The organism is Streptomyces sp. NPDC033178 (assembly GCF_055577685.1).
Genome location: NZ_JBVIPT010000013.1, coordinates 184,464 through 204,629, shown reverse-complemented (window position 1 = coordinate 204,629; position 20,166 = coordinate 184,464). Strand labels below are relative to the sequence as shown.

The following is a 20,166-nucleotide window of genomic DNA, read 5'->3' as shown; positions in this document are numbered from 1 at the left end:
CCCACCGGAGAAGCCCGCCGATGACCACCGCTCCCACGACCGAGACGGACGAGTCCCCGCAAGCCGTCGCCCCCTCCCCGAAACGCGGCCTCTGGTCGCCGCTGCGCCCCCTGGTCCTGCGGCTGCACTTCTACGCCGGAGTGCTCGTCGCCCCGTTCCTCCTGGTCGCCGCCACGACCGGATTCCTTTACGCGGCGTCGTTCCAGGCCGAGAAGATCCTTTACTCGCATGAGATGACCGTCCCCGTCGGCGACGAGAAGCTGCCGATATCCGAGCAGGTCACCGCCGCCCGCAAGGCGCACCCGGAGGGCACGGTCTCCGCCGTCCGCCCCTCGCCGAAGGACGACGAAACCACCAGGGTGATGCTGTCGGGCGTCCCCGGCATCGGTGAAACCCACACCCTCGCGGTGTTCGTCGACCCGTACACCGCCAAGGTGCGCGGCTCGCTCGAACAGTACGGATCCACCGGCGCCCTGCCGCTGCGCACCTGGATCGACGAGTTCCACGCCAACCTGCAACTCGGCCAGAACGGCAGGCTCTACAGCGAACTCGCCGCCAGCTGGCTGTGGGTGACAGCGGGCGGCGGTCTGGTGCTCTGGTTCAGCCGCCGCCGTACGCAGCGCAAGATACGCGGCACCACCGGCCGCCGTCGCACGCTCGGTCTGCACGGCACGGTCGGCGTCTGGGCCGCCCTCGGGTTCTTCTTCCTCGCGGCGACGGGACTGACCTGGTCGACGTACGCCGGCGCGCACATCGACGAACTGCGCACCTCGCTCCACCAGGCCACCCCCGCGGTGTCGGCGGCCGCGGGCGGCGAGCACTCCGGCCACGGTTCCGCCTCGGCGGAGGAGGACGTCGAGCATGGCGTCGGCCTCGACAAGGTGCTGGCGTCCGCGCGGGCGGAGGGCCTGGGCGACCCGGTGGAGATCGTCCCGCCGGCCGACGCCGAGTCCGGGTACGTGGTGCGGCAGGTCCAGCGCAGCTGGCCCACCAAGCAGGACGCGGTCGCCGTCGACCCGTCGAACGGCGAGGTCACCGACACGGTCCGGTTCGCCGACTACCCGGTCCTCGCGAAGCTGACCCGCTGGGGCATCGACGCCCACACCGGAGTCCTGTTCGGGCTCGGCAACCAACTCGTACTGATGGCCCTGGCCCTCAGCCTGATCCTCCTCATCCTCTGGGGCTACCGCATGTGGTGGCAACGCGGCCGAGCCTCCGCCTTCGGCCGCCCCATCCCCCGCGGCGCCTGGCAACAGGTCCCCGCCCACGTCCTCGTCCCCCTGATGGCCGCAACAGCCGTCCTCGGCTACTTCGTCCCCCTCCTCGGCATCCCACTGGCCGCCTTCATCGCCGTGGACGTCGTACTGGGCGAGATCGCACACCGCCGCGGAAAGCGGACGTACACGACGGCCAAGTAGCGGCTCGCCATTCCCCGCGCGGCCGGGTCCCTCAGGCAGGGGCCCGGCCGCAACGACGTGATCACGAAGAGATGTTCGCGAAGAACTCTTCCGGAAGAGTTCTTCGCGTTCTACGCTGCGCCCCATGGCGGACGACGACATCACCCTCGACACGGCCGCACTACGTGTACTGGCGCACCCCATGCGGCTCGCACTGCTGAACCGCCTGCGCCGGCAAGGCCCGGCGACCGTGCGGCAGTTGGCCATGCACTTCGAGCTGGACTCCGGCGCGGCCAGCTATCACCTGCGGCGTCTGGCGGCGGGCGGGCTCATCGAGGAGGACGCGGAGCGGGGGACGAGGCGGGACCGGTGGTGGCGTGCACGGCACCGGATCTCGATGCACGACCCGTCCACATCACCGGACGCGACCGAGAGCCGCGCGTACGTACAGGCTCTGGCCCTGACCGACGGCGAGACGCTGCGCAGGGTGGCCGGCGAGGTCGTACCGGTCCTGCCCGACGAGTGGTTCGGGGTCAGCACGTTCATGAGTCAGGCACTGCAGCTGACGCCGGTTGAACTCGACGCGATGAAGCGGGAGTTGGCGGCAGTGATCGAGCGGTACCGGACGGGGGAGCCGACCGAGGGGGCCGAGAGGGTGGCCGTTCAGCTGCAGATGTTCCCGTTGCTCACCGAAGAGAAGTGACCACGAGGCCGACCTTCCGCGATCCCAACGTCCTGCGCTGGCTGGGCGCCTACACCACCTCGGTCACCGGCGACGTCGCCTACTTCATGGCCCTGTCCTGGGCCACTGCGCGGGTCGCTGGTCCCGCACAGGTCGGTGTCGTTCTCGCCGTCGGCGCGATACCCCGTGCCGTCCTCATGCTGGGCGGCGGTGTGCTCGCCGACCGCTTCGGCCCGCGCCGCGTCCTGATCGGCAGCGACCTCGTACGGTGCGGTGTGCTGCTCGGCGCCGCCGCCGGGACCTGGGCCGGCGGCCCTCAACTATGGCTGCTGTACGTCCTGTCCGTGCTCTTCGGCGTTGTCGACGCGGTGTTCATGCCGGCGGTGGGTGCCCTGCCGCCGAGACTCACGGACCAGGGGCAGTTGGCCCGCGTACAGGGCATGCGGGTCCTGGCGGTGCGGTTCAGCAACGCGGTGGGGCCGTTGGTCGGGTCCTTCGCCCTGGCCATGACGGGAGCGACGGGCGCATTCGCCGTGGTGGGAGTGCTGTTCGGGGTGTCGTTGGGGCTGTTGTCGGCGGTGCGTACGACACCGGTCGTCGCGACGGCGGTCGCCACGGCGCCGATGGAGGGGGACGTCGAGCCCGCGCAGCGTCGGTGCGGTCCCGTCGAAGCCATTGCGCCCCGGCTTCTGTCGGCCGATCTGGGCGACGGCCTTCGCTATCTGCGCGGTCACCGGCGGCTGCGCCGCCTCGTCTGGGTCATCGCTCTCGGCGAGATGTGCTTCAGCGGCCCGCTCGCGGCCGGACTCGTCCTTCTTGCCGATGAACGGAATTGGGACGCCGCCGCACTCGGCTGGATTCTCGCCGCGTTCAGCGTCGGCGGAGCCATCAGTGCCCTGGCGATGGCCGCAGTCCGCCGGGTACCACGCGCCGGAGCGGTTCTGGCGGTCTCGCTCGCCGCCACCGCCGGTCTGGTCACGATGCTGGGCAGGGCAACGACACCAGCAACAGCCGTCGTGCTCAGCGGGCTTCTCGGTGCGGTGAGCGGCGTCGCGATGGTTCTGGGAAACGCCCTGCTGCAGAAAGAGGCCGAGCCCCGGTACCTCGGGCGCGTCACTTCCGTGACGACCCTCGGCACCTTGGGGCTCAGCCCTCTGCTCTTCCCGCTCACCGGCCTGGCCGCCGCACTCTGGGGTACGGCGACCTTCTTCGCCGGGTGCGGCGCGATCTGCGTCCTTGCGGCCGCGACCGCGCTCAGCCCGCCGCTGCGAGCCACTCGCCTCTAGCCGCTCCCGTTCCTCCCGGTACTCACAAGGCCTCGAACTCGCCCGCGAGGGCCGATGCGAGGCGGATGTGGGGTTCGGCCTCGTCGGTTCGGCCCTGGCGTTGGAGGGTGCGGCCCAGCATCAGTCGGGCGTAGTGCTCTACGGGGTCGCGCTCGACGAGCAGTCGCAACTGGGTTTCCGCGCGGCCCAGTTGGGCCGAGTGGTAGTACGCGCGGGCCAGCAGCAGTCGCGGGCCCACCTGCTCCGGCACCTCCTCGACCAGGCCGTCGAGGATGCGCGCCGAGGCGGCGTATTCCTTGGCGTCGAAGAACATCCGGGCGCGCTCCCAGCGCTCCGCGGGCGTCCCGTGGTCGTAGTACGTCGTGTCCACTTCCGACCTCCTTCGACGGGCAGAACGACGCCGTTTCGTTGAATATTCCACAACTCTCGTGCGCGCCCAAAGGGGATGCCGGTGGCTGCTACATCCGGGTCAGTTCGGCGTTCGCCCGTTCGTTGACGAGTGTCAGTACGCGGCCTGCCGTCGCCAGGTCCTCGGCGGGAATGCCCGCGTAGATCCGGGCGGAGATCTCGCTCGTCTCGGCGGTGACCCGCTCGTACAGCTCCCGGCCGGCCGGTGTGAACCGCAGCCGGGAACCGTCCGACGGGACTTCCTCGACCAGCTCCGCTGCGACCAGTTCGTCGATGGTGGTCTGCACCGCCGACTCCTCGATCTTCAGCGAGCCGGTCACCTCGGCTGCCACCTTGTCTCGCTCGACGGGGGCGTCCTCGGCGGCGACGACCCTGAGGGTCACCGACTGGTGGAAGGTGTTGCCCGTACGCGTCAGAACGCGCTCCAGGACGGCGCGGCCCGCGTAGTGGGCCAGGGCGATGACGCGGCCGTTGACAGTGGGTGTGGCGGGTGTGGTGGGCGTGGCGGTGGTCATGACTGCTCCGTCTCGTTCTCGGTCGGCGGGTCGAGTGGTACGTCCAGCAGGGTCGCCAGCTCGCGGCTGAAAGCCTTCGTGCGTGGGCCGTCGAGGCCTCCGAGTGGCGTCAGCAGTTGTTCCAGCAGCCCGTGCACGATCCCGAGCGCGCGGCGGGTGACCTCGCGACCCTGATCGGTGAGCGTCAGCTGCACCGCGCGGGGGTCGGCGGGGTCCCGCGTGCGCTCGACCAGTCCGGCGGTCTCCAGGGCGCGGGCGAGCTTCGACACGTACAGCGGTTCGAGCCCTGTGTGGTCTGCGAGTTGCCGCTGGCTGGGGCGGAGCCCGGTCCGGTGCATGCCGTACAGCGACGCCACCAGCGAATACTGCGCGTGGGTCAGGCCGAGCGGCGCCACCGCCCGGTCCACGGCGACCCGCCATTTCATCGACAGACGCCACACCAGGAAACCGGGCGTCGCGCCCTCGGGGTTCATACTCACGAGGGATACGGTACATGGCTACTATGTACATGGCTAGTATCCATGGGGCGGGCGCCGTGGCCGTCGGTCGGCGGGTGGATGGACTGACGAAAAGTCCCTCACGGGGCTAGGTTGTGGGCCATGAGCAATCTTGATCGCGAGGCAGTTCCCGCTCTGTGCGGCGGCCGGGGTTTCGTGGTGGCGGAGCCGGTGCGTGAACTCCTCAGTCCCCGCCGGGTCAAGCTGGGCGAGTCCAGCGAAGTCCGCCGTCTGCTGCCCAACCTGGGCCGGCGCATGGTGGGCGCCTGGTGCTTCGTCGATCACTACGGCCCCGACGACATCGCCGAAGAGCCCGGCATGCAGGTTCCGCCGCATCCGCACATGGGCCTGCAGACGGTCAGCTGGCTCCACGAGGGCGAGGTCCTGCACCGCGACTCCACCGGCAGCCTCCAGACGATCCGCCCGCGCGAGCTGGGCCTGATGACGTCCGGCCGGGCGATCAGCCACTCGGAGGAGAGCCCCAAGTCGCACGCCCGTTTCCTCCATGGCGCGCAGCTGTGGGTCGCGCTCCCCGACAGCGACCGCCATGCCGACCCGCTGTTCGAGCACCACGCCGAACTGCCCGTCGTCACCGCACCCGGCATCGAGGCCACGCTCATCCTCGGCAGCGTCGACGGGGCGGCCTCGCCCGGGACGACGTACACCCCGATCGTCGGCGCCGACCTGGCCCTGGCTCAGGGCGCCGACGTACGCCTCCCGTTGGAGCCGGACTTCGAGTACGCCGTGCTGTCCATGTCCGGCGAGGCCCACGTCGACGGCGTACCGCTGCTGCCCGGTTCCATGCTCTACCTCGGCTGCGGCCGCTCCGAACTCCCCCTGCGCGCCGAGTCGGACGCGGGCCTCATGCTCCTCGGGGGTGAGCCGTTCGAGGAGGAGCTGATCATGTGGTGGAACTTCATCGGCCGCTCCCAGGAGGAGATCACCCAGGCCCGTGCGGACTGGATGACGGGCTCGCGGTTCGGTGAGGTGGTGGGGTACGGCGGGGCCGCACTGCCCGCTCCCGAACTTCCGCCCGTGCCGCTGAAGCCGCGTGGAAGGGTGCGCTGAACTGCGGGAATCCGGGAGCCGTCGCACGGCTGCGCCGCCGGCCCCTCGCGACAGCCCACAACGCCATGTGCCCCGCACATCGAGGGCGGGGTAGTCATCCCCGTCCTGGCCGTCATCCCGCTGGTCTCCGCTCGAACGGCAACGCTTCGGCCGGCCACCTTCCGTGCTGCCTGCTGTTGAGGCACCTCGCACGCGATGAGCCGAGCATCGTCCACGGCCCCCTGGACCGTACGCGCCGGCACTGGATCCGCAGCAGCCGCCACGAGCTGATGCCGTCACGGCGACTCACCCCGGACCGCGAATGGTTCACCGCTCCCTCGACGGTGCGAATCCCTCGCAGCACGAAGCCCGTTCCACCCGGGCCTCTACACCTTCACGGCGCAACGAGAGGGCCCTGGCACACGTGGGAACTCCAGGTGACGGACCCGCGGCATCAGTTCTGGAGATCACGGGGGCCGGCGACTGGGCAGCCTTCGTCGGACGGTACCCACTCGTGCACGGCGGCGCGGTCTTTCCCGACTGGAACGCGGCTGCCCGGGACTATGCGGGGGTGCACGTATCCCTCCGCGCGATCGTCGGTACCCAGGGCCTCCGCTTCTCGGTCAAAGGCGGAGCGACCGCCCCTCCCTACTGGGACATCGAATCCGTCCTGTGGCTCCGCTGGCGCTTCTCCTCCGCCCACCTCGTGGAGGTGACGCCGCCCGGCACCACCTGACAAACCGCCACCAGACGAAGCCGACCTGAGCAGGGCAGTTGGTCGCCCCGAGCCAAAGGCTGAGGGGTTCGTCGGTCGCTGGGAGTAGGTCCTGCGCCTCAGGCGCGCATCGCGCCTGCTTGGCTAGGGTCGGTCGTCATGGAGAGCACGGGGATCGTTCGCCGCGGGACGGCGGAGCGTACGTACGACGCTTTGGAGCGGCTTGTCACCGAGCGGGATGTGTGGGTGTCGACGGCTCACCCCGATCACGGGCCGCACCAGGTGCCGCTGTGGTTCTTGTGGGACGGGCGAGCGGTGTGGATGTGCACCGGCGCCACTTCCGTGACCGCGCGGAACGTCCGCGAGGAGCCGCGCCTGCGCCTGGCGCTGCCGGACACCTTCGACGTGGTGCTCCTCCAGGGTGAGGCGGAGTGCTTCCCGGACCAAGAGGTGCCCGCAGGCGCGGCGGAGGCGTTCGCCGACAAGTTCGGGTGGGATCCACGCGTGGAAGAGGGTTCCTTCCTGTATGTACGAGTGGTCCCGCGGACTGTGCGCGCCTGGCGCGGCGAGCCGGAACTGCGCGGGAGAGTCATCATGCGCGACGGGATGTGGCTAGAACCGTAGGACAAGCTCAGCACCTGTTTTCGCACGGATGGATCGACGCGACCTCACCTGACAACATCTGCTTGTGTCGCGACATGTGGTGACCCTGAGCAGAATCCGGCTCGCGGACTGGCGAGCCGTCCACTCCTGAGCCTCCCTCGATCAGGCCTGCCGTTTCCAGGCCTGGGGGCCGAACACCGAAGAGCAGACACGTGAGTTCGTGGCAGACGCGGTCGAGGCGTGGTCGCACTCACCGCAGCGGCGGTTCGCGTACGCAGCGAGCTCCATCGCATCTACGCCACCTGTGACCCGCGCAACCTCGGGTCGGCACGCGCGATCCACGCGAGAACTGTGCGGCCGAGCCGGGCGGCACACGTCACCAGGTGACAGCGGCCCGGTCCGGCACACCATGTGCCGGACCGGGCCACCCTTCAGAAGTCCCAGCTCTGGCTCCGCGCTCCGTTGCAGCTCCCGCTTACCAGGAGTTGGCCGTTCTCAGGCCGGCCTCCCAGGATGTCGAGGCACTTTCCGTTCATCCGGCTGCGGATCGCTGCAGCGAGGCTGAGGCGGTCGTTGAAAATCGGCCTGACGACCCTCCGCCTTCGACGAGACCTTTGAGATCCCGGCTCACCACCGCGACGAGCGGTTCCGCACGGCATGATCGACGCAGCAGACCGGTCGTGGCACTTCACGCTGTATCTCAACGCCACCGGGACCGAGCTCTTGGCGTGCAGCGGCGTCAAACGTGAGGCGCCTTCGAGGGTGGGCGGTCAGAAGCTCCAACTGTAGAGGCCGCCACCCGTGTTCACCGCAAGCCCCGCAGGCGCCGCGAGTCCGCAACTACCCGCAGGACCGCCAGTAGATCATCGTGGGGCGGCGCCCGGCCGTCCTGGCAGCCCACCCGCTACGTTCCTCACATGGAGAGGGCCATTATCCTGAGCAGCCTCGCGGCGGGCGGAACTGGCACCGCCCCGCAGCGACTGAACGAACTTGCAGCCGAACTCGACCTACCGGCCGCCGACCTTTTCGTTGTCGCGGGCCACCCGGTGCCGGCGGAACTCCTTCCTCCGGAGCGCGACGCAAGGGTCATGAGGCAGTTCGCATACCGCGTCAGTCACTGCAACCACTCACAGCTCGCCGGGCTGGAGGCCTTCGTCCGCTCGCTGCCCCGCGTCGCCGCTCCAGAACCCTTCGTGCAGCCGGCGTGGCCGGGCCGCCGTCCCGCCGAGACCAGGTCGGCCGCCGTGCTCGGCGCGCTGATCCGCAACCGCGGCTTCGGCATCCGCGAACTGCCGTTCATGGGACTGTCCCTCAGCACGTTGCACGGGATGATGTGGCGCTGGGACCCGAGTCCGCACCGCCGGCAGCAGCTGTCCGCCGTAGCGGGTCCGCTGGGCTGGACCCTGCCTGATCTCTTCGCGGTCGCCGATGAGCCGTACCCGGAAGGACTCCGCCCGATGGTGCACTGCCGCCACCTCGGGCGGGTCTTCGCGGCGGCTGTTTCCCTGACCACCACTCAGCTGATCGAGACCGCGGAGGAAGCGGATCGACTGAGCGTGCGTGAGGATCACGGCGTGTGGTAGCCCGTCTCACAGGGCTTTGCCGAGGAGTGCCCGGACTTCCTCTGACAACAAGCGCCGCCTTGGTGCCTCATGAATGCCCGTTTTCCGCCGGTTGGTGCCCCGACTTCGCGAGCGGCGAACGCGTGAAGGTCGTGGATCCCTCGCGGAGAACGTGGTCGTTCCGGCGCCCGAGTCGGGTTCCTATGCCCGGATTGCGGGTGGAGGAAACTATGAATCTGAGAATTCAGTGAACATCCTGCGACCACATCCGTATCGAAGGAGAGCTTCGCCCACACCGGAAGTCCCGCCGGTTCCGAGGATGTTCAGAGAGGCCTGATGAGACGCAACACGCGGAAGAAGTCGAAGACCACCGTTCGGGTGGTGGGCGCTGCGGCGGCACTGGCCATGGGGGCCGGCGGACTCGTCGCGGCCAACATCTATGCCTCTGCCGACGAAACCGGCGCATCGAAGGGCACAGCCCAGAACGCTCAGAACCAGGCGTTGGCGGCCGGATCCTCCACGATCGACTGCCCCGACGTCGGCCAGCAGTTGAAGGCGGTGCCCGCCAAGGCCCGAACCCAGGTCGACAGGGAGCTCGCCCTGCTCGACAAGCAGGTGTCCGAGGCCTACCAGCGCCTCTCCACCTCTCAGCAGGCGATTCAGCAGGACGCGAACTTCGCGCAGAACGCGATCGTGAATCCGCTGAAGGACAAGCGGAAGGCCACGATCGACCGGATCGTCATCGCCATCGGCCGTGTGGGCACCAAGCCGCAGGGCCTTGAGGCGCTGGCGGCCTGTACGTTGCGCTCCACCGGCAACCAGCCCGCCGCGGGGCAGCCCTCCGGCCAGCCCGCCTCCGGCCAGCCCGCCTCCGGTCAGCCCGCTTCGGGCCAGCCCTCCGGCCAGCCGGCCGCCGGTCAGCCCGCCGCGGGCAACGGGCCCGTCGCCGCCGACTTCGTGGACATCACCAAGGTCAAGCCCAACGTGAGTACGCCGCGCAAGTCGTCGAAGGCGTCCAAGGGCACCTTCGTCACCAAGTGCGGGGTGAACGCCAACAAGCTGTACAACAGCGACAACGTCATCGTCGCCCCCGGCGTCACCAACGGCGCCCACCACGTGCACGACTACGTCGGCAGCCAGGACAACGACGCCTTCACCAGCGACCAGGACTTCCTGAAGGCCAACACCAGTTGCAAGAACAAGGGCGACAAGTCGTCCTACTACTGGCCGGTGCTGCGTCTGCAGGACGGCACCAAGGAGTTCGACGCCGATCGGCTGGGCGGTGGGGCCGAAGGCAACACCGGCCGCATCCTGACGGCCAAGCAGGCCACGCTGGACTTCGTGGGCAGCCCGCGCGGCAAGGTCGTGGCGATGCCGCAGCTCCTGCGCATCATCACCGGTGACGCCAAGGCGTTCACGAACGGCCCGGGCAACGCCAACGCCTCCTGGAGCTGCACGGGCTTCGAGAACAAGGTGCAGCTGAAGGACAAGTACCCCCTCTGCCCGTCGGGCCGGGACGTGGTGCGCACCTTCAAGTTCCAGAGCTGCTGGGACGGCACCAACATCGACAGCGCCAACCACCGTACGCATGTGGCCTTCGCCGACGCCAAGGGCAACTGCCCGGCCGGCTTCAAGGCCATTCCGCAGCTGGTTCAGCGGCTCGTGTACGACGTGGACGCGCCCAGCCTGAAGGACAACGGGAAGACCCGTCCGTTCTTCTCCCTGGACGGGTTCCCCGAGCAGGCGCACAAGCCGATCACGGACCATGGTGACTTCATCAACGTGTTCGACAAGAAGGTGCAGGACAAGATGGTCCAGTGCATCAACTCCGGACGCAGGTGCAGCTGAGCCCGAACAGCGGGTCCAGTCATCGGTAGGTAGTACGTAGGTAGGGGTGGGCGTCGTGCGAACGGCGCCCACCCTGCTGCGTTCGTGCCCACCCCGGCGCCTGGCGCCCGGCGCTCTCGCGTCCACCCCGCCGCGTTCACGCCTGCGCCGCCGCTTTCAGGGCGCCGAGTGGGTCGACGGCCTAGGCTTCCGGTCGGCACCGGAACCGGCACCCACCCCAGGAGCGCACACCGTGTTCGACCCCGCACCCGAGCACCCGTACCCCGACGGTCATCGGCCGGACGAGGCGCCGACGCCGCACGCACTGCTCGAACCCGTGCTCGGCCTCCTGGGTTCCTGGCGCGGCCGGGGCCAGGGCGGCTACCCCACGCTCACCGGGGACTTCGCGTACGCGCAGGAGGTGACCTTCAGTCATGACGGCCGCCCCTTCCTGCGTTACGAGGCCAGGGCCTGGCTCATCGACGCGGACGACGCTCCGCTGCGTCCGTCGGCCCGGGAGAGTGGCTGGTGGCGGCTGCAGCCCGACGGCCGGGTGGAGGCACTGATCACCCAGCCCACCGGCATCGTCGAGATCATGGTCGGCCGAGCGGCCGACAAGACGGTCGACCTCTCCACCCACGAGGTTGCTCTCGCCCCCACCGCCAAGAAGGTCGACGCCACCCGCCGCCGCTACACGCTGACCGACGACGACACGCTCACGTTCGACCACGACCTGGAGGCGGTCGGGCAGCCGATGCAGCACCATCTCTCGGCGCTGCTGCGACGCACGGCCGACGACGGCCCCGGCCGGCGGTTCACAGGGCGTTGAGCAGGAGTGACGCCCCCATGCCGAACCGACCCCGGAGATCGAGGAGGACCATGACCAGCATCGCCATCATCGGAGCCGGACCCGGACTGGGCGCGGCCGTCGCGCGGCGCTTCGGGCGTGAGGGCTTCGACGTCGCGCTCATCGCCCGCGACCACGAGCGGACGAACGCCCTCGCCGCCGAGCTGGGCCGCGAGGGCGTCACGGCCCGGGGTTTCGCCGCCGACGTACGGGACCCGAAGGCCCTCGCGGCCGCCCTCGACGCGGCGAACGCGACTCTGGGGTCGGTCGAGGTCCTGCAGTACAGCCCGATCCCGCAACGGGACTTCATGCTGCCGGTCCTGGAAACCACCCACGCCGATCTCACCGGCCCGGTGGAGTTCTCCGTCTACGGGCCCGTCGTCGCCGTGCAGCAGGTGCTCCCCGGTATGCGCGCCCTGGGCCGCGGCACCGTCCTCTTCGTCAACGGCGGCACCGCGGTCGTCCCCCACCCCGACCGCGCCGGCACGTCCATCGCCTTCGCCGCGGAGAGCGCGTACGGCCATCTGCTGCACGACGCGCTCGGCGGCGAGGGCATCCATGTGGCCCAGCTGATCGTCCCCGGCGCGATCATCGCCGGACACCACAGGAAGGACCCCGCCGTGCTCGCGGACACCTTGTGGGGGATCCATCAGGACCGGCACGGGTTCCGGCACTTCGCCGACGACCTCGACTCCTGACGGCCGGCCGGTGACCTCGTCGGCGGAATCCGTGGCCCAAGCGGCGGATTCCGTGGCCTAGGCGGCAGACTCCGCCGGGCGGGGGACGAGCCGCATCGTGGTGGAGTTCGCCTCGGGGCCGGTGATGGCCTTGATGATGTCCGCGGCGTAGTGGCCGTACTTGGCGCGGTAGGCGGCGTCGACCTCGTCGTTGAGGGCGGGATCGGCGTCGACGAAGGTCACGTCCTTGTCCACGCCACCGGCCTGGATACGGCCCTGCAGCCGGGCACGGGTGCCCCGGTACCAGGCGGCCGTCGGCCCGTTGACGGACCGTACGCAGATGTCGTCGCCGACGCGGACGACCCAGATGGTCCGCCAGCTGCCCGGCGATCCGTCGCGCCGCAGGGAGACGACGCGCAGCTCCTCGGCGCCCCCGATCCGGGCGAGTTCGTCATTCGGCCAGGTCGTCATTGACGGTCTCCTTGTCCATGCCGGTGTACCGGCTTCGGAACCAGACTCACCGCCGTGATCGGCACCGGCAACAGCACGGCGCTCAATGGGCCGACGGCGTGCCGGCCCACGTGGACGGCCGCATGCTCGCGATCACCGAGAAGGCGGGCGGCAGGATCGTCAACCCGGACTGCATGTGGCACTACACCGAGGGCCTCAGGAACTACGACCCGATCTGGCCGGGCCATGGCATCCGCATCCTGCCCGGTCCGTCGTCCATGTGGTTCGACGCCACCGGCAAACGCTTCAGCGCACCCGACATGCCCGGCTACGACACCCTCCACACGCTCAAGTCGATCACCGACACCGGGTACGACTACTCCTGGTTCGTGACCACCCAGAAGATCATCGCCAAGGAGTTCGCGCTCTCCGGCTCCGAGCAGAACCCGGACCTCACCGAGAAGAACATCTGGATGCTCCTCTCCCGCATCTGGCAGACCCCGGAGCCGATCGAGAGGTTCAAGAAGAACGGCGTGGACTTCGTCGTCGCCACGACACTGTCCGAACTCGTCCGCGGCATGAACAAGTTGACCGGGGACGGCCTGATCGACCTGAACGACCTCCAGCGGCAGATCGACGCACGCGACCGGGAGATGGACAACCCCTACTCCAAGGACACCCAGGTCATGGGCATCCGCAACGCCCTCTCCTACCCCGGGGACACCCTCAGCCGCACGGCCGCCGCCCACAAGATCATGGACAGCAGCGCCGGGCCGCTGATCGCCGTACGCCTCAACATCCTCACCCGCAAGACCCTCGGCGGCCTCCAGACCGACCTCTCCGGCCGCGTCCTGAACGCTGCCGGAGAAGCCGTACCCGGTCTGTACGCGGCCGGAGAGGTGTCGGGATTCGGCGGAGGCGGCGTCCACGGATACCGCTCCCTGGAGGGCACGTTCCTCGGCGGCTGCCTGTTCTCCGGCCGCACGGCGGGACGGGCCGCGGCGGCGGCGACCGGGTCCTGAGACCTACGTCGACACGGTGCCGATGTGGTGCCGACGGGTGTCGGCGCGGAGATCAGTCCCGCGCCGGCGCCCGAAGCTTCGCGAGCGTCAGTACGTCACCGCCGATTCCCCACCCGCCGTCGGTGACCTCCTCGACCAGTACGAGGGTGGTGGCGCGGGCGCGTTCGCCGTATATCTCGACATAGAGCTCGGTGGTGCGGGTGATGATCTGCTCCTTCTGCGCCTCGGTGAGGGTGTCGGCGGGCACCTTGAAGTTCGCGAACGGCATGTTCGTACTCATTCCTGTGGTTGCTGGTTGCTGACTGCTGATGAGCGGTGGCTGCTATCGGTGGTGCCGGATGGGGCGGCCGTCAGACGATGCCGCCGTTGGCCCGGACGACCTGGCCGTTGATCCAGTGGCCGGCCGGGGAGGCGAGGAACGCGACTACCTCGGCGATGTCGGCAGGGGTGCCGAGGCGTTCCAGCGGAGGCTGGGCGGCCAGCCGGGCGATGGTCTCCTCGTCCTTGCCGTCGAGGAACAGATCGGTCGCGGTGGGACCGGGGGCGACGGCGTTCACCGTCACGTCCCGGCCGCGCAGTTCGCGGGCGAGGACCAGCGTCAGGGCCTCCACCGCTCCCTTGCTCGCGCTGTAGGCCCCGTACGTGGGAAACGCGAGACCGACGACCGACGTGGAGAAGGTGATGATGCTGCCGCCCGGCCGGACCCTTCGGGCGGCCTGCTGGGCGACGACGAACGTGCCGCGGATGTTGGTGCGGTGCAGCGCGTCCAGATCCGCCAGGTCCAGGTCGACGACGGCCGCCGTGTGGGCCCGGCCCGCCGCGTGGACGACCACGTCGACACCGCCGTACGTGGATTCGGCCAGGTCGAACAGCGCGCACATGTCGTTCTCGTCGGCGACGTCCCCGCGTACGGCGATGGCCCGGCCGCCGGCCGCGGTGACTTCCTCGACCGCGGCTTCGGCGAGGTCCGCGTTGCGCGAGTAGCCGGCCACGACCGCGAACCCGTCGGACGCCAGGCGGGCCACGGCCCGGCGGCCGATTCCGCGTGAGCCGCCCGTGACGACGGCGACGCGGGGGTGGGCGCGCGCATCCGGCACCTCCGGGTTGTGCACGTTCTCCGAGGGATTCGCGTCCACCGGTTGCGTCCCCACCGGATTCGGATTGGACATGATGGTGATGGCTCCTTGCTGAGGTTTCTGAGGTTTCTGCGATACCCGTGAGCGCTGTTCCGCGGCTTTCTCCACGGGCGCCCCGAGATCCACCATCGGCGGCTCTTCCCGCGTTAACCAGGGCTGTCTCCACCCTGGGGTTGGCATCCCCTGGCTCCCGATACGTGCGCGAGTGAGGATGGCGGGGTGACCTTTCCCGAACTGGCGGCATTCCTGAAGTCCCGGCGCGACCGTGTGAAGCCGGGTGATGTGGGGCTGCCGGTCGGCCCCCGCAGGCGCGTACCGGGGCTGCGCCGGGAGGAGGTCGCCCAGCTGGCCGGCCTGTCGGCGGACTACTACACCGAACTGGAGCAGGGGCGCGGTGCCCAGCCCTCGGAGCAGACCCTGGCCGCTCTCGCCCGCGCTCTGCGGCTGGCCGGTGACGAGCGCGACCACCTCTACCACCTCGCGGACCGACGGGTACCCCCGGCCGCGCACGGCCCCGCCGCCCACGTCCAGCCGGCGCTCCTCCGCCTCCTCGACCAGCTCACCGGCACGCCCGCGCAGGTCATCACCGACCTCCACGAGACGCTCGTCCAGAACGAGGCGGCCGCTGCCCTGATCGGCCGTCCTCCGGCCGTCCGCGGACCGGCGGCCAGCTTCGTCCACCGGTGGTTCACCGACGCCGCGGCCCGCTCCCTCTACCCGGCCCCGGACCATCCCCGCCAGTCCCGGGCCTTCGTGGCGGACCTGCAAGTGGTTGCCGCCCGACGAGGCCGGGACGCCGAGGTGACCCGGATGATCCGCGAACTACGCCGACGCAGTACGGAGTTCACCGAGTTGTGGGACACCCACGAGGTGGGCCTGCGCAGGAACGACCACAAACGCATCGTCCACCCCGGTCTCGGCGTCATCGAGGTCGAATGCCTCAGTCTCTTCAGCGAGGACGGCCGCCAGCGCCTCCTCTGGTTCACGGCGCCGCCCGGCAGCCGGGCCGCCGAGCAACTGCGGCTCCTGTCCGTCATCGGCACCCAGGACATGACGGAACCGGCCCCTCTCCGGCCGTGAACCAAACTCACGGCGACGCGCGCCCCAACCCTTCAACTGCCTTGCGGCGAACGACGTAATGTGACCGGTCATGAAAGATTCGGTTCGGTTCATGAGGGGCTCAGGGGTATGGGGGACGGCGACTCGTTAGGCGACCTCGTGGTCGCGGCGCGGGACCGGGCGTTCGTCGGGCGGGCGGCGGAACGGGCGATGTTCCGGTCCGCGCTGGCGGGCGACCCCCAGGGTTCGCCGGTGCTGTATCTGCACGGGCCCGGTGGAATCGGCAAGTCCACGCTGCTGAGGCGGTTCGCGCTGGAGGCGCGGGAGGCGGGACGGCTGGTGGTCGAGATCGACGGCCGTACGGTTCCGGCGACGCCCGACGACTTCGAGCAGGCCGCGGGAAAGGCGATCGGCGAGCCCGGATCGGTGCTCCTGGTCGATGCCTTCGAGCACTGCCAGGGCCTGGAGCACTGGTTGTGGGAGCACTTCCTGCCGCGGCTGCCGCTGGGCACGGTCGCGGTGGTCGCCGCACGCTCGGCCCCCGACCCGCGCTGGGTCGCCGACCCGGGATGGGCCGACCTGATGCATGTCGTACCGCTGCGGAACCTGGCCCGGGGCGACGCCGCCACCTTCCTGCGGGTGCGCGGCGTCCCGGCCGGGGCGCACCACGCGCTGCTGTCCTTCACCGGCGGCAATCCGCTGGCCCTGTCCCTGGCCGCGGCGGTCGTCGTGCGGCAGGACGCGGACGGTACGGCCCGGGCGGCCGACTGGGCACCCGGCCGGGACGTGATCGCGACGCTGCTGCCGCGACTCGTCGGCGATCCGCCGAGCCCCGCACACCGCACCGCGCTGGAGGTCTGCGCCCAGGCCGACGTCACCTCCGAGGCTCTCCTGCGGGCGATGATGGGTGAGCGCGCCCCCGAACTGTTCGCCTGGCTGCGCACCCAGCCCTTCATCGAATCCACCGCGGCCGGGCTCTTCCCGCACGACGTGGTGCGCGAGGTACTGGCAGCCGACCTGCGCTGGCGCGACCCGGACGGATTCGCCGCCCTGCGCCGACGGATGTACGAGTATCTGCTCGGCCGAGTCAGGGAGGCGTCCGCCGCGCAGATGCTCCCGGCGATGCAGGCGCTCGTGTACCTGCACCGGACCCTCGGCCATCTCGCGCAGGGCTTCGAGTGGCACTCCCACGGCCTGGTGCGGGAGCTCCCGTGCACTCCCGCCGACGAGAAACGCGTGGTGGAACTGGTCCACGAGGCGGAGGGCCCCGAGTCCGCCGCGCTCGCCCGGCTCTGGCTGGACCGGCAGCCCGAGGCGTTCGTCGTCTACCGGTCGACCGGTACCGATGACATCGTTGCCTTCTCCGCCTGGCTGCAACTCGCCGAGTGGGAGGGGGAGGACGTCGATCCGGTGGTGGCCGCCGCCTGGGCCCATGTGCGTACGGCAGAGCCGCTGCGAGCGGGGGAGCGTGTGGCCGTAGCGCGTTTTCATGTGGACCCGCAGGCGTACCAGCGTCCTTCGGCCGCCATGAACCTGGTCCAGTGGCGGGTGATCGGGGAGGTCGTCCGGTCCGACGAACTCGCGTGGTCGTTCGTCGTGATGCGGGACGACGGCTTCTGGGACGACTATCTCGAACGCAGCGACATGCTGCCGACCGACGCCGGACCCGTGGTCGGCGGCCACGGATACCGTCTGTTCGCCCACGACTGGCGTACCCGGCCCGCCCTGGCGTGGATGGTGGAGAAGAAGAAGGCCCTGCTGGCCGGCGCCGGTATCGATGTCGGCGCAGGCACGGGCGCAGGCACCGGCACATGCCCGGCCACGGGCACTCATGCCGGTGCCGCCGCTGGTGCGGTGGTGCCCGCGCCCTCGGACGGGACCTCGCGGGAGGGGACGGACTATGTCGTGCTGTCCCGGCGGGAGTTCGACACCGCCGTACGGGACGCCCTGCGCGCGCTGTGGTGGCCCAACGAGCTCGCGGCCAACCCCCTCAGTCGTAGCCGCCTCGTCGCGGCACACGGCCAGAGCCTCCACGACGTCCTGCTGTGTGCCGTCGACACCGTCCTCGCGGAGCGCGGCGGGGAGAAACGACACCGCGTCGTGACGACCACGTACAGCAGGGCCGCGCCCACCCAGGAGGCGGTGGCCAGACGCCTCGGAATGTCCTTCAGCACGTATCGGCGGCATCTGACGGCCGCGGTGAAGCACGTGAGCGAGGTGCTGTGGAGCCACGAACTGAGCGGAGAACCGATCGTGCCCGCCGGCCGGGACCTGCCGACGGACCAGCGGGACGGGCGGCCGCTCGACGGCCCGGGCCCGGGTTGATGGACAGCACACGGGCGTCAGCGCCCGGTCCGGCGAGGCCAACAGGGTGCGCTCGTCGGCCCGTTGACGCTCTGCTTGCTCGCTCGCGGGCCCTCGCTCCGGCCGCCTCACCCAGTGGCGCGGACCGGCCCCCGTGCCGGACGCCCGGCCAGTAGTCGGAGACATGCCACCGGACGGTCCCGTACCGGACGGCGGGCGACCGAGGCACCGCGGGCCGTCACCGACGCCAGTCGCTGGTGATGCAGGTCGAGGATGAACCGCATCAGCCGCCGGTGCTCCTCGGAGCAGTGCTCCAGAAGCACGGTGGCCTCGTGGAGCGTGGCGCGCGCCGCTTCGACGGTGGCCGCGACCAGCGCGCGGACTCCGGGCAGATCGCGCCCTTTTTCGAGGTCGGTGCGCGTGATGCCGTGCCGGTCGAGATCGCTGAGGGGCAGATACAGCCGCCCGCCGCGCAGGTCCTCCGACAGGTCGGTGAGGATGTCCGTGCGCTGGGCGGCGTCGGCGAACAGCCGGCAGGAGGCGGCGAACTCGGCGCTCCCGCCCCCGAGATGGGCCAGCCCCGACGTGATCATCAGGAACGGCCAGGTGAGCTGCTCCACATACCGCTGGTAGTCGGCCTCGGTCTTGAACCCGGAGAAGTCGAGATCGATCCGCGCACCCTCCAGGTACGAGTCGACCCAGCGGCGCGGCAGTTCACGCTCCGCCGCGGTGTGCAGGAACGCCCGCAGCAGGGGATGCGCGGCGCTTCCCGTACTCAGCGCCATACGCACCTGCTCGGCCCACGCGTCGTAGTGCCGTGTGCGTTCCTGGACCGTCCCCCGGTCGCAGACGTCGTCGGTGAACGCCGCGAACGCGTACCCGGCCAGCACATGGGGCTGATGGGAGGCGGGCACCAGCAGCCGCACCGCCAGATAGCCGGCGGGCTCGCGCCGCTGCATGAACCGCGCGACCTTCATGTAGTCGTCACGCAGAGCGCCCTGGTGCGCTCCTGCCGATTCCAGACAACTCCGCCAGGTCCGCACGTACGTCTCCCACGCGATGGTTCCTTTTTATAACTAAAGAACGCGCAGGCTATCAGTCACGGTTTTCGGGCTTCTCACCGGCGGCGGCGCAGGGTGAACGCCGCGCCCGCCGTGATCAACAGCCCGGCCGCACCGCCCGCGACGAGAGGCAGGGCCAGGGACTGGCTGTCGTCGCCCGAGTTGGGCGAGGAGACCGCCTCGCCGGCCGCGTCGGTCACGGTGACCGACGGTTCCACCGGAGCGCTGGTGGCATCGGCCGGGGACTCCGACTGCGTGGGAGTCGCCGCGGCCTTGGTGGCGGCGGCCTTCGTCGGTGTCGCCGCGGGCTGCTTCGACGCCGTCCCGCCCTCACCGGCCCCCGCGTTCTCCTTCGCCGCGGGGAAGACCACGTCCGAGCACGAGTAGTACGTGTCCGGCGTGCTCGTGTTCTGCCAGATCGTGTAGAGCAGATGGCGTCCGGTGCGGTCGGACGGCAGCTTGGCCTTGATCCGGTAGGCGCCGTTCACGAGCGCAGGGTCGGTCGCCGTGGCGAACGGCTGCGACGGCAGGTCGGACCAGGTGAGGGGTTTCGTCGGGTCGTAGCCCTCCTTTGTGAGGAACAGCTTGAACGAGCCCGTGTGCGGAATCGTCGACCGGTAGGTGAGCGTCATGTTCGCCCCGCCGGTCAGCCTGGTCGACGGCCAGTCGGCCCGGGCCAGGTCCAGGCCCCGGTAGGCGGCGATGCCCCCGCTGCACAGCTTGCCGTCGGGGACGACCTGGCGGTCCCGGCCGTTGACGCCCGCGAGGCGCAGATTGTCGAAGGCCGCGATGCCGGAGGAGACGGCCGCCCGGCACGCCGCCGACTGCGACTGCTGCCCGCCGGGGGTGCAGGCCACCACTCGGCTGACGGGGTCCGTCGGCGCACCGTGCGCGGCGGCGGGCCCGGCGGCCCACACCGCGAGCAGGAGCGGGGCCGTCCCGAGGAGGGCGGCGGTGCGGTGTGCGGTCATGGGTCGGGTCCTCCTAGCACGGCAGACGGGTCGGGCCCGCTGCCCCTGAAGTACGGGGATCACGCGAAACCCGTTCAACGCCCCCGTACGGGCGATCAAT

Annotated in this window: 21 protein-coding genes; 13 read left to right on the top strand and 8 right to left on the bottom strand. The window is 70.2% G+C overall.

Annotation, left to right across the window (positions count from 1 at the left end; translation table 11 throughout):
* Positions 1–20: 20 nt before the first annotated feature.
* From ACZ5VQ_RS30180 to ACZ5VQ_RS30170, 3 genes are all read left to right on the top strand, one after another.
* Positions 21–1,418: a PepSY-associated TM helix domain-containing protein gene (locus ACZ5VQ_RS30180; RefSeq protein WP_469107638.1), complete on the top strand. Its 1,398-nt coding sequence runs from the start codon at positions 21–23 to the stop codon at positions 1,416–1,418.
* 124 nt (positions 1,419–1,542) lie between these two features.
* Complete coding sequence (locus ACZ5VQ_RS30175) at positions 1,543–2,100, top strand: helix-turn-helix domain-containing protein (RefSeq protein WP_469107637.1); 558 nt, start codon at positions 1,543–1,545, stop codon at positions 2,098–2,100.
* Positions 2,097–3,365 carry an MFS transporter gene (locus tag ACZ5VQ_RS30170; RefSeq protein ID WP_469107636.1) on the top strand — a complete coding sequence of 423 codons (1,269 nt, stop codon included), beginning with the start codon at positions 2,097–2,099 and terminating at the stop codon, positions 3,363–3,365. The genes ACZ5VQ_RS30175 and ACZ5VQ_RS30170 overlap by 4 nt, the downstream gene beginning before the upstream one ends.
* A 22-nt stretch (positions 3,366–3,387) precedes the next feature.
* On the opposite strand, the gene ACZ5VQ_RS30165 is transcribed toward ACZ5VQ_RS30170, so the two are convergent.
* The 3 genes from ACZ5VQ_RS30165 to ACZ5VQ_RS30155 form a co-directional block, all read right to left on the bottom strand.
* Positions 3,388–3,735: a tetratricopeptide repeat protein gene (locus ACZ5VQ_RS30165; RefSeq protein ID WP_362075848.1), complete on the bottom strand. Its 348-nt coding sequence runs from the start codon at positions 3,733–3,735 to the stop codon at positions 3,388–3,390.
* A gap of 88 nt (positions 3,736–3,823) precedes the next feature.
* Positions 3,824–4,288, bottom strand: a complete 465-nt coding sequence (locus tag ACZ5VQ_RS30160; RefSeq protein WP_469107635.1) for a MarR family winged helix-turn-helix transcriptional regulator — start codon at positions 4,286–4,288, stop codon at positions 3,824–3,826.
* On the bottom strand, positions 4,285–4,767 hold the full coding sequence (locus ACZ5VQ_RS30155; RefSeq protein ID WP_469107634.1) for a MarR family winged helix-turn-helix transcriptional regulator: 483 nt from the start codon (positions 4,765–4,767) through the stop codon (positions 4,285–4,287). The genes ACZ5VQ_RS30160 and ACZ5VQ_RS30155 overlap by 4 nt, the downstream gene beginning before the upstream one ends.
* A gap of 120 nt (positions 4,768–4,887) precedes the next feature.
* Here ACZ5VQ_RS30155 and ACZ5VQ_RS30150 point away from each other — a divergent pair, with 120 nt between their 5' ends.
* The 7 genes from ACZ5VQ_RS30150 (at position 4,888) to ACZ5VQ_RS30120 (ending at position 12,084) form a co-directional block, all read left to right on the top strand.
* The gene (locus ACZ5VQ_RS30150) at positions 4,888–5,853 is read left to right on the top strand and encodes a pirin family protein (protein WP_469107633.1); all 966 of its coding nucleotides are present in this window, start codon (positions 4,888–4,890) and stop codon (positions 5,851–5,853) included.
* Between the two features lie 550 nt (positions 5,854–6,403).
* Complete coding sequence (locus ACZ5VQ_RS30145; RefSeq protein ID WP_469107632.1) at positions 6,404–6,568, top strand: hypothetical protein; 165 nt, start codon at positions 6,404–6,406, stop codon at positions 6,566–6,568.
* A 138-nt stretch (positions 6,569–6,706) separates the two neighbouring features.
* Positions 6,707–7,171: a pyridoxamine 5'-phosphate oxidase family protein gene (locus ACZ5VQ_RS30140; RefSeq protein WP_469107631.1), complete on the top strand. Its 465-nt coding sequence runs from the start codon at positions 6,707–6,709 to the stop codon at positions 7,169–7,171.
* Positions 7,172–8,238: 1,067 nt separating this feature from the next.
* The gene (locus tag ACZ5VQ_RS30135; RefSeq protein ID WP_469107630.1) at positions 8,239–8,733 is read left to right on the top strand and encodes a hypothetical protein; all 495 of its coding nucleotides are present in this window, start codon (positions 8,239–8,241) and stop codon (positions 8,731–8,733) included.
* Positions 8,734–9,048: 315 nt separating this feature from the next.
* Positions 9,049–10,560: a DUF1996 domain-containing protein gene (locus ACZ5VQ_RS30130; protein WP_469107629.1), complete on the top strand. Its 1,512-nt coding sequence runs from the start codon at positions 9,049–9,051 to the stop codon at positions 10,558–10,560.
* A 232-nt stretch (positions 10,561–10,792) separates the two neighbouring features.
* Complete coding sequence (locus ACZ5VQ_RS30125; protein ID WP_469107628.1) at positions 10,793–11,368, top strand: heme-binding beta-barrel domain-containing protein; 576 nt, start codon at positions 10,793–10,795, stop codon at positions 11,366–11,368.
* A gap of 50 nt (positions 11,369–11,418) precedes the next feature.
* Complete coding sequence (locus ACZ5VQ_RS30120; RefSeq protein ID WP_469107627.1) at positions 11,419–12,084, top strand: SDR family NAD(P)-dependent oxidoreductase; 666 nt, start codon at positions 11,419–11,421, stop codon at positions 12,082–12,084.
* A gap of 57 nt (positions 12,085–12,141) precedes the next feature.
* Here the strand turns inward: ACZ5VQ_RS30120 and ACZ5VQ_RS30115 are convergent, their stop codons facing one another.
* Positions 12,142–12,534 (bottom strand): DUF2255 family protein, encoded by a 393-nt coding sequence (locus ACZ5VQ_RS30115; protein WP_469107626.1) that lies wholly within the window; start codon positions 12,532–12,534, stop codon positions 12,142–12,144.
* A gap of 17 nt (positions 12,535–12,551) precedes the next feature.
* On the opposite strand from ACZ5VQ_RS30115, the gene ACZ5VQ_RS30110 reads away from it, so the two are divergent.
* A complete protein-coding gene (locus ACZ5VQ_RS30110; protein WP_469107743.1) occupies positions 12,552–13,535 on the top strand; it encodes an FAD-binding dehydrogenase in 984 nt (327 codons plus the stop codon).
* Between the two features lie 52 nt (positions 13,536–13,587).
* On the opposite strand, the gene ACZ5VQ_RS30105 is transcribed toward ACZ5VQ_RS30110, so the two are convergent.
* Both ACZ5VQ_RS30105 and ACZ5VQ_RS30100 read right to left on the bottom strand, forming a co-directional pair.
* Positions 13,588–13,803, bottom strand: a complete 216-nt coding sequence (locus ACZ5VQ_RS30105) for a tautomerase family protein (protein WP_362076346.1) — start codon at positions 13,801–13,803, stop codon at positions 13,588–13,590.
* 82 nt (positions 13,804–13,885) lie between these two features.
* Positions 13,886–14,704, bottom strand: a complete 819-nt coding sequence (locus tag ACZ5VQ_RS30100) for an SDR family oxidoreductase (RefSeq protein WP_469107625.1) — start codon at positions 14,702–14,704, stop codon at positions 13,886–13,888.
* A 186-nt stretch (positions 14,705–14,890) separates the two neighbouring features.
* Between ACZ5VQ_RS30100 and ACZ5VQ_RS30095 the strand changes: the two genes are divergently transcribed.
* Both ACZ5VQ_RS30095 and ACZ5VQ_RS30090 read left to right on the top strand, forming a co-directional pair.
* Positions 14,891–15,751, top strand: a complete 861-nt coding sequence (locus ACZ5VQ_RS30095; RefSeq protein WP_362075884.1) for a helix-turn-helix transcriptional regulator — start codon at positions 14,891–14,893, stop codon at positions 15,749–15,751.
* A gap of 108 nt (positions 15,752–15,859) precedes the next feature.
* A complete protein-coding gene (locus ACZ5VQ_RS30090; RefSeq protein ID WP_469107624.1) occupies positions 15,860–18,055 on the top strand; it encodes an AAA family ATPase in 2,196 nt (731 codons plus the stop codon).
* A gap of 107 nt (positions 18,056–18,162) precedes the next feature.
* On the opposite strand, the gene ACZ5VQ_RS30085 is transcribed toward ACZ5VQ_RS30090, so the two are convergent.
* Together ACZ5VQ_RS30085 and ACZ5VQ_RS30080 are read right to left on the bottom strand one after the other, a co-directional pair.
* Entirely contained in the window at positions 18,163–19,077 is a 915-nt protein-coding gene (locus ACZ5VQ_RS30085) for a squalene/phytoene synthase family protein (protein ID WP_469107623.1), read from the bottom strand.
* 74 nt (positions 19,078–19,151) lie between these two features.
* Entirely contained in the window at positions 19,152–20,066 is a 915-nt protein-coding gene (locus ACZ5VQ_RS30080) for a lytic polysaccharide monooxygenase auxiliary activity family 9 protein (protein WP_469107622.1), read from the bottom strand.
* Between the last annotated feature and the right edge of the window lie 100 nt (positions 20,067–20,166).

Bases quoted from the DNA above. Each gene is read 5' to 3' on its own strand.
- ACZ5VQ_RS30120 (WP_469107627.1), top strand. From the start codon at position 11,419: ATGACCAGCATCGCCATCATCGGAGCCGGACCCGGACTGGGCGCGGCC.
- ACZ5VQ_RS30080 (WP_469107622.1), bottom strand. From the start codon at position 20,066: ATGACCGCACACCGCACCGCCGCCCTCCTCGGGACGGCCCCGCTCCTG.
- ACZ5VQ_RS30135 (WP_469107630.1), top strand. From the start codon at position 8,239: ATGAGGCAGTTCGCATACCGCGTCAGTCACTGCAACCACTCACAGCTC.
- ACZ5VQ_RS30115 (WP_469107626.1), bottom strand. From the start codon at position 12,534: ATGACGACCTGGCCGAATGACGAACTCGCCCGGATCGGGGGCGCCGAG.
- ACZ5VQ_RS30130 (WP_469107629.1), top strand. From the start codon at position 9,049: ATGAGACGCAACACGCGGAAGAAGTCGAAGACCACCGTTCGGGTGGTG.
- ACZ5VQ_RS30100 (WP_469107625.1), bottom strand. From the start codon at position 14,704: ATGTCCAATCCGAATCCGGTGGGGACGCAACCGGTGGACGCGAATCCC.
- ACZ5VQ_RS30090 (WP_469107624.1), top strand. From the start codon at position 15,860: ATGGGGGACGGCGACTCGTTAGGCGACCTCGTGGTCGCGGCGCGGGAC.
- ACZ5VQ_RS30175 (WP_469107637.1), top strand. From the start codon at position 1,543: ATGGCGGACGACGACATCACCCTCGACACGGCCGCACTACGTGTACTG.
- ACZ5VQ_RS30105 (WP_362076346.1), bottom strand. From the start codon at position 13,803: ATGCCGTTCGCGAACTTCAAGGTGCCCGCCGACACCCTCACCGAGGCG.
- ACZ5VQ_RS30150 (WP_469107633.1), top strand. From the start codon at position 4,888: ATGAGCAATCTTGATCGCGAGGCAGTTCCCGCTCTGTGCGGCGGCCGG.
- ACZ5VQ_RS30180 (WP_469107638.1), top strand. From the start codon at position 21: ATGACCACCGCTCCCACGACCGAGACGGACGAGTCCCCGCAAGCCGTC.
- ACZ5VQ_RS30140 (WP_469107631.1), top strand. From the start codon at position 6,707: ATGGAGAGCACGGGGATCGTTCGCCGCGGGACGGCGGAGCGTACGTAC.
- ACZ5VQ_RS30160 (WP_469107635.1), bottom strand. From the start codon at position 4,288: ATGACCACCGCCACGCCCACCACACCCGCCACACCCACTGTCAACGGC.
- ACZ5VQ_RS30110 (WP_469107743.1), top strand. From the start codon at position 12,552: ATGCCGGTGTACCGGCTTCGGAACCAGACTCACCGCCGTGATCGGCAC.